The sequence below is a fragment of the uncultured Lactobacillus sp. genome, assembly GCF_947367085.1.
In the GTDB taxonomy this organism is placed as follows: domain Bacteria; phylum Bacillota; class Bacilli; order Lactobacillales; family Lactobacillaceae; genus Lactobacillus.
In genome coordinates, this window is sequence record NZ_CANBCP010000006.1 from 56,248 (window position 1) to 63,704 (window position 7,457).

The following is a 7,457-nucleotide window of genomic DNA, read 5'->3' on the forward strand; positions in this document are numbered from 1 at the left end:
TCCCGCCGGATCTGTTTTTTTGCTATAGAATGGGTGATAATAATCTCGAAAATGCTTGTTTAAATCTAAGCCAGCGTGACCACTGACTAGTTTGAGCAATAGTTAATTCACTACATTTTTTTAAATCGTTTTCGAAAATCTCCTTTAATTGTTTGGTGATATTAGAGTCATAAAAGATCGCATCAGCTTCAAAATTCAGCTCATATGAACGATAATCTTGATTCATTGATCCAACAGCACTAAAGCGGTCGTCAACCATGACAGTTTTAGCGTGTAAAAAGCCATCATTATAGGTATAAATTTTAATTCCTTCATGAAGTAAGTAGTTGGCATACCATTGAGTAGCTCGATAAATAAAGGGATGATCGGGCATACACGGAATCATAATTCTTACATCAACGCCTGAATGAGCGGCTGTGACCCAAGTGGCAATCATTGGATCATCAGGCACTAAATAAGGAGTTTGAATCCATAAAGATTTGCGCGCGAGCATCATCAGACGCATCATACCGTTACGCAAATAAGGAGTTTCTTGATCGGGACCGTCACTGACGATTTGCGTTGCGACGTCATTGGCACTTAAGTTTGTTTCAGTAATTTTTGGGAAAAGACGTGTTGAAAAGACAATTGCTTGTTTTTTATTACGGATTGAAGCATTCCAGTCCATAACAAAGCGCTCTTGCAAACATAGAGAAGCTGACCCCACAATACGCAAGTGTGTATCACGCCAGTAGCCAAATTTTTTACTTTTACTAATGTATTGATCACCGACGTTAAAACCGCCTGTCCAAGATATTCGACCATCTATAACGACGACTTTGCGGTGAAGGTGGTAATTCATCCTGTACTTTGTAACCATATTTTGAGCGGTAATAAATGCGATTACTTCGCCACCTTGATTAATTAGAGGTTGAAACCAAGCTTTAGTTGCACCGGGAGATCCCCAAGGATCATAGATTAAGCGTACTTTAATACCTTGTTTTGCTTTTTTAACCAATAAATCTAAAAATTTATTACCTAAGTCATCATTCATAAAGGAATAATATTCAATATTGATGGTTTCTTGAGCTTTTTCAATATCTTCAAAAAGATAAGTAAACTTTTTTTCACCATCAGTAAAAAAAGTTACTTTATTGTTTTTGGACAATGGAGCATCGTTTTTCCAGTTGAAATAGTCAATTAAAATATCTGCTTGTTTAGAAGTGTCCGATGTCCCGGCCTGCATCGCAACTTTCGGGATCATTTTATTAACATTGTCTAAGCCAATGTGTTTTTGGTTGTTAATAGCGAAAAGATTTTCTTGCGAAAGTCCACGACTAACAAAACCGTATAAGATGAATCCTAAAACAGGAAAGATGATTAAAATGATAAGCCATGCCCAAGAAGCTGCTACAGACCGCTTTCTGTGAAAGACTACGTAGAAGGCTAAGATGGTATTTGCGGCAAGTAAAAGCTGAATAAAATCATGTTCCCAAAACATGCTTTCCCCCTGAAACTTGAAAAACTAGCTGTTTTTTTCTAAGCCTAAAAACTTATTAATTGTATCAATTACCATTAAATTATCATGCAACATACTGTGTTCAGCATCCTTACCACGAAATTCTACTTCTTGATAGTATCGTGCCACAGGTGCCAAAATATAGCGAATTGATTTAGCTGAAACTACTGAGATAAAGCGATCAGTATTAGTTTCGTCTAGTGTATTTCCATAAATATTTAAGACAGAAATATTTGGATTAAACCTTCCGCGGCTTAAAAGCATCCCCATATAAGAATAACTCATTAAAACAGGCCGCCCGCGTTCAGATAGACGGTTAACGTTAGGAATATCGCCTAAATACATTACGCCATCAAAAGGACCTGCAATTAAGGCACATTTATTTAAACGAGGAAATTTACGCCATAAGCTCGTATGCATTTCGGTTTTAACTGTACAAGGTGCACCTAAAGAGTGAGAAACGGCATCGTAATGATGGAAGTTATATCGTTTCGAAAGAAAAGAAAGCGACATTCTCAGTAAATAACAAATTGCGTAGATCCCAATAATCTTTTGGGTGAAGACTAGTTGGACTAAGGGATGCTCGTCGCCAGTCCAGGTGCCTTCTAGTTTGAAATTACCAAAGACATCAACAGTGACTTTTAAATAATCAGGATCTTTTTTCAATTTAGCAGTTTGATGGATCATGACATTAGTTGTATAGTCACCGCCGCGAAAGCCATGAATATAAATTATTGGCACTTGTTCAAAGTCGCCTTGTTTGGGCTCACGTTTTGAAGTATCAATGATCTTTTTTTTATGTAGATGCAGCGTCCACTGCGTTAGTGTAAAAGTTGCAAGTAATCCTAAAGCAACAGAAGAAAATAGACTTGGTTCTTTTTCGTCTTTACTTTTCTTTCGATGCTTATCAACTTCTTCAGCGTATTTTTTTTGTCTAAAAAACATTTTCTCCTCCTTTCTTGAAAAATATCTGAATGATAAGACTATAATAAAACCTTTGCAAAGTAGATAAAAACATTTTAACATTTAGTATAAATGTAGTGTGAACAATCTATGGTTAAAGGGGTCAAAGATGAAGTATTATGCTATAAAAAAAGGACGAGTACCTGGAATTTATCGGACTTGGGATGAAGCAAAAGAGCAAGTTGATGGTTTTTCCGGTGCTGAATATAAGTCTTTTACAAAAATCACTGATGCAACCACTTATTTAAATTGGAATAAAGAAACTCAACCCGATATTGTTAAAGAAGATACACTTGAAAACGCAATCCAAAAAATAAAAAATAGGGCTCATGAAAGACGCAGTCTTGCAGTAAATGATCTCAAACCTGAAAAAGAAAAAGTTAAAGCAACTGAGCGTGACTTTTTTGCAACTATTTACACAGATGGTGGTACTCGTAATACTAGTACCTATAAAGGCGGCCACGTTAAACCCACTGATAAAGCAGCTTGGGCCTATTTGATTGAATATGGTGAAAAACGCGATTATAAAGCCGGTGGAGAATTTGGGGCAACTAATAATAAAATGGAACAAACTGCCTTGATTGAAGCCTTAAAGCGGTTAATCGAGTTAGGTTTTAATGATAAAAAATTGCGTTTTGTCCTAGATTCAAAATATGTTTTGGATGCTATTAACAAGCACTGGCTAGCTGGTTGGAAAAAACGTGGCTGGAAGAAAAGCAAGGGTGTTTTGGCTAATGTTGCTCAATGGAAAGAAATTGATGAATTATTAACGCATTTTCCAGATGCTCAATTTGACTGGACCAAGGGCCATGCAAATAATCGTGGTAATGAATTTGTCGATCATGAATTAAATAAGTTCATGGATAAGATGTGATTTTATCCATAAAAAAAGAGATCCAAATTTGGATCTTTTTCTTTATTATTCAAATATTAGTTGTTTAAAACAATTGCTCCACTAAACAAGCTCTTGAACCAGTTAACTACTGAATCAACGATTTTTTGGAACCAATTGCGAGTTTCAGGTGTATTGAACTTTGAAAAAATATTCTTAGCACCAGCTTGAATTTGATCAGCAAGTTGGCTTGCTTGTTGTTGGAAGTTCTTATCTTTTAAAGCACCAGAATCTTTAATTTGAATTAACAAGTTAACGATCTGTTCTTTTTGATTGTTGTTGATTGTGTCACCTAAGTGGTTGATGTTAATTTGGTTATTAACAATATCGCGAATTTGACTGTTAGAAATATTTTGTCCTTGCTTAGCCATTTGTGATTTGGCTCCAGCAATGGCATTGTTTAATTGGGCATCGCTATAGCCATCTTTGTCTTTATTTTGCTGGGTAATTTTACTCAAAGTGTTCATTTCATTTTGAGCGGCATTAATTTGATTTTGATTTAATTTATCACCATTTTTGGCATAGGTTGCATAAACGCCGGCCAAAGCACCAGAGCCATCGATTGGAGTAGCACTAGTTACATAAATATCGGCATCACTAATACCAGCTGTTAAAGCGGCATTTTTATATTGGTTAGCCGTAATAGTGGTAATGTTGTTGCGACCATTGTAAGGTAGGATATGGACATTGATTCCACTACCGGATGATGTTTTTTGAATCATGGCACTGGACCAAACACCAGATTCATTAGTAAAATCAGCACCGGAAGGGTTTAAGTATTTTACTAAATCACTACCTGTAATGGTAATTGTTTGATAATTACTTGAATTCAAAGATTCAGTTAAAGTATTAATAGTTCCTTGTCTTTGAGAACTAGTTAAAGAAGTTCCTAAAGTGACCACTGGAGTATTATCGTCTGCCTTGACCGTTTCAGTATTTGGCAAAGCAAATATACTAAAAATGCCACTGACAATTAATGCACTAAGTGCAGTCAATACTTTCTTCATTTATGCTTTCTCCTTATATATTCCAATTTGGTTGGATATATTATAACCTAAAATTTAGGAACTATTATGTAAATAAGTGTTAAGATGCTATAATCAATTGCAAAGGAGGCTAGAGCTTGTGTTACGCCAGCCATTATTAACTGTTATTATGCCGGTCTATAATATGGAAAAATATCTAGGCCGCGCTCTTGATGCATTGATGAATCAAGAAGACAAGAATTTTAAATTATTGATTATTAATGACGGTTCAAAAGATAAGACACGTCAAATTGCGGAGTCTTATCGTAATAAATTTTTATATTTTACTCTAATAAATAAGAAAAACGGTGGACTTTCTGATGCTAGAAATGTTGGAATGATGCACGTTGATACACCATATTTTACATTCCATGATGGGGATGATTGGGTAGATCCAGGCTATACTGCCTTTTTTGTCAAAGCCTTTCAAAAACACCCAACAGTCGCCATGGTTTCGTGCGGATTTTGGATTGATGCACAAAGACGCAATGAAAGCCACCCAGTAGATCCAAAAAAAGAAAGTGGTCTACTTAATAAACGTCAAGCTTATCAAAAGATGACGAATATTTTTACTTCGCCAGTTAAGGGATATACTTGGAACAAGGGATATTTAACTGAAGTTGTAAGAAAGCATCACATGTATTTTGTTAAAGATCTCGCTTTTATGGAAGATCAGATTTTTAATGTTAAGTATGTATCATTAACTGATGGATTTTACTTTAGTTCAGAGCCTTTGTATCATTATTGGCAGCGCAGCGATAGTATGGTTCACAATCTCAATCCTAAAAAGATTCCAGATAACTTTAGAGCTAACTATCGGGTGTGGCACCAAATAGTTAAAAGTTTGATGGCTCAGCGTGCAAAAGATCATCCAACAAAAAAAGCCGCCAAAAAGACAGCTTTAGGTGATTTAGATATGAAGAATTAAAATTTTTCTTTAATATGATGAGGCGCACCAACATCAAGTGGTGTGCTTTTTACTTCGTCGGCATAGTAAACGGCAAATTCTCCATTTTTGTCATTTTGTGCGATTACGATTTTTCGAGCTGTTGGCTTTTCAGCTTTGAAAATTTGAGCACTGCGACGAGCTTCTTTAAAATCATGTGATGAAGCAATCGCGTCTCCAGGATTGAAAAATACAGATTCGTTGTTCATTACTTAACAGCTCCTTACTTTTGAATTATTTAATTTAATTGTATCAAGTAATAAGCAAATTAAGCTAGTTTTATGCAAAGGAAAAACTATGAAAATAAAAGTTAATGGCGTTGAGCTTTATTATCAAAAGTTAGGGCAAGGTCATCCCCTAATCTTATTACATGGTCACCATCAAGATGGGGCAATTTTTGACAAACTACTTGCACCACTGTCTCTTTATTACACAGTTTATGTCCCTGATATGAGAGGACATGGCTTAAGTTTGGGTGAGCCGAGCGCACACTATCAAACAGAAGTGGAAGATTTGGCAGCTTTTATTAGAGAGCTTGATTTGAAGCATCCCTATATTTTGGGTTATGGGGCCGGAGGCGTTGATGCCTTGTCTTTGGCTTATCAGTATCCTAATTTGATTGAAAAAATAATTGTTGCCGGTACATATGTTAATGGCAACGGCGTTAGTGCTGCTCATATTACTTGGAATAGCTTGCGTAGCGTCTTAATTGGCGATCGCGATAGTAAAGTTGCTTTAAAAGAAACCTATATCTCACCAGCAAAATTAAAGCGTATAAAAATACCTACTCTGTGTGTTGTGGGTGAAAAAGATTGGGTTAAAGTAACTCACGTTCGCTGGTATAGCGAAATTTTGCCAGATAGTAGGTTAATAATCATGCCGCGCCAAACTCATGAAAGCTATGTTGAGCATAGTTTGAAGCTGCTAGACTTAATTAAAGAATTTTGTAAATAATAATAATTTACGCGATTACGAGCATTTACCTAGTTTTTTAGTTATAATACATCTTGGTATTAGCTGATTTCAAAGAAGGATAGGAAATAATGAATAAAGAAGAACTGCACGAAATGTTGCATCCAATGAAGTTAATTGGTCTTGGTGGTAACCAAGCCTTAGCAGAAAGAATTGCTGCGGCTTTGGATAAACCATTACTTGAAACTACTGTTCATCATTTTAGTGATGGTGAAATTCAAGTAAACATCACTGAAAGTGTCAGAGGGTGCGATGTTTATGTTATTCAATCAATTCAAGATCCAGTTAATGAAAACTTTATGGAATTGATGATTGTTTTAGATGCTCTTCACCGAGCTTCAGCCCACTCTATTAATGTAGTTATTCCATATATGGCATATTCTCGCCAAGACACTAAGAATCGTTCACGTGAGCCAATTACAGCCAAATTAATTGCAAACTTACTTCAATTAAATAAGATTGATGATTTAATTGCAGTAGATTTGCATGCTTCTCAAATCCAAGGTTTCTATAACATTCCTGTGGATCATTTACATGCAATGCCAATTTTAGCTCAATACTTCTTAGATAACGGCATTGCAAGCAAAGACAATGACGATGTTGTAGTAGTATCGCCAGATCACTCTGGTGCTAAGTTAGCTCGTAATTTTGGTTCTTATTTTGATGCTCCAATTGCTATTGTTGATCAACGTGGTGAACGTTATGACACTGAAGTTCACGATATGATCGGGGATGTAAAAGACAAAACTGTAATCATTGTCGATGATTTAATTGACACTGGTTCTAGAATTGCATCATCTACTAAGTCAGTTCTGGCAGCAGGTGCCAAAAAAGTTTATGTAGCTGCAACTCATGCTTTACTTTCACAAAATGCAATTGATGTTTTAAATGAGCTTCCAGTAGAACAAATTGTAGTAACTGATACGATTAAACATTCTAAGTATCCTGACAGAATGGTCCGTTTATCCGTATCTCGCTTGCTTGCTAAGGGAATTGATTATATTTATAACGATAAATCTATCCATAAAATTTTTGATGAACAAAATAGAATTCAAGGATAGTATTAATCATAAATAACGATATTTAATAAAAGATTTTTAAAAACATTTTAAGTTTTTGAAAATCTTTTTTTGTTTTCTTTGTATAAATGTAGTGCTAATA

Annotated in this window: 8 protein-coding genes; 4 read left to right on the plus strand and 4 right to left on the minus strand. The window is 35.4% G+C overall.

The features are described from left to right. Positions 1-22: 22 nt before the first annotated feature. Positions 23-1,480 (minus strand): cardiolipin synthase, encoded by a 1,458-nt coding sequence (gene cls / locus Q0Y70_RS02060; RefSeq protein WP_297815928.1) that lies wholly within the window; start codon positions 1,478-1,480, stop codon positions 23-25. A gap of 24 nt (positions 1,481-1,504) precedes the next feature. Continuing rightward, positions 1,505-2,443 carry an alpha/beta hydrolase gene (locus tag Q0Y70_RS02065; RefSeq protein ID WP_297815931.1) on the minus strand — a complete coding sequence of 313 codons (939 nt, stop codon included), beginning with the start codon at positions 2,441-2,443 and terminating at the stop codon, positions 1,505-1,507. A gap of 127 nt (positions 2,444-2,570) precedes the next feature. Between Q0Y70_RS02065 and Q0Y70_RS02070 the strand changes: the two genes are divergently transcribed. Next, positions 2,571-3,335 (plus strand): ribonuclease H family protein, encoded by a 765-nt coding sequence (locus Q0Y70_RS02070; RefSeq protein ID WP_297815933.1) that lies wholly within the window; start codon positions 2,571-2,573, stop codon positions 3,333-3,335. 56 nt (positions 3,336-3,391) lie between these two features. Here Q0Y70_RS02070 and Q0Y70_RS02075 read toward each other — a convergent pair whose 3' ends face one another. After that, on the minus strand, positions 3,392-4,360 hold the full coding sequence (locus Q0Y70_RS02075) for a DUF1002 domain-containing protein (protein ID WP_297815935.1): 969 nt from the start codon (positions 4,358-4,360) through the stop codon (positions 3,392-3,394). Positions 4,361-4,478: 118 nt separating this feature from the next. Between Q0Y70_RS02075 and Q0Y70_RS02080 the strand changes: the two genes are divergently transcribed. Beyond that, positions 4,479-5,306, plus strand: coding sequence for a glycosyltransferase family A protein (locus Q0Y70_RS02080; protein ID WP_297815937.1), 828 nt, complete (start codon positions 4,479-4,481; stop codon positions 5,304-5,306). Here the strand turns inward: Q0Y70_RS02080 and Q0Y70_RS02085 are convergent. Then, on the minus strand, positions 5,303-5,533 hold the full coding sequence (locus tag Q0Y70_RS02085; RefSeq protein ID WP_297815940.1) for a hypothetical protein: 231 nt from the start codon (positions 5,531-5,533) through the stop codon (positions 5,303-5,305). The genes Q0Y70_RS02080 and Q0Y70_RS02085 overlap by 4 nt on opposite strands. 88 nt (positions 5,534-5,621) lie before the next feature. On the opposite strand from Q0Y70_RS02085, the gene Q0Y70_RS02090 reads away from it, so the two are divergent. After that, the gene (locus Q0Y70_RS02090; protein WP_297815941.1) at positions 5,622-6,278 is read left to right on the plus strand and encodes an alpha/beta fold hydrolase; all 657 of its coding nucleotides are present in this window, start codon (positions 5,622-5,624) and stop codon (positions 6,276-6,278) included. A gap of 89 nt (positions 6,279-6,367) precedes the next feature. Further along, entirely contained in the window at positions 6,368-7,357 is a 990-nt protein-coding gene (locus tag Q0Y70_RS02095) for a ribose-phosphate pyrophosphokinase (RefSeq protein WP_297815944.1), read from the plus strand. Positions 7,358-7,457: the final 100 nt, after the last annotated feature.

Bases quoted from the DNA above. Each gene is read 5' to 3' on its own strand.
- cls (WP_297815928.1), bottom strand. From the start codon at position 1,480: ATGTTTTGGGAACATGATTTTATTCAGCTTTTACTTGCCGCAAATACC.
- Q0Y70_RS02065 (WP_297815931.1), bottom strand. From the start codon at position 2,443: ATGTTTTTTAGACAAAAAAAATACGCTGAAGAAGTTGATAAGCATCGA.
- Q0Y70_RS02070 (WP_297815933.1), top strand. From the start codon at position 2,571: ATGAAGTATTATGCTATAAAAAAAGGACGAGTACCTGGAATTTATCGG.
- Q0Y70_RS02075 (WP_297815935.1), bottom strand. From the start codon at position 4,360: ATGAAGAAAGTATTGACTGCACTTAGTGCATTAATTGTCAGTGGCATT.
- Q0Y70_RS02085 (WP_297815940.1), bottom strand. From the start codon at position 5,533: ATGAACAACGAATCTGTATTTTTCAATCCTGGAGACGCGATTGCTTCA.
- Q0Y70_RS02090 (WP_297815941.1), top strand. From the start codon at position 5,622: ATGAAAATAAAAGTTAATGGCGTTGAGCTTTATTATCAAAAGTTAGGG.
- Q0Y70_RS02095 (WP_297815944.1), top strand. From the start codon at position 6,368: ATGAATAAAGAAGAACTGCACGAAATGTTGCATCCAATGAAGTTAATT.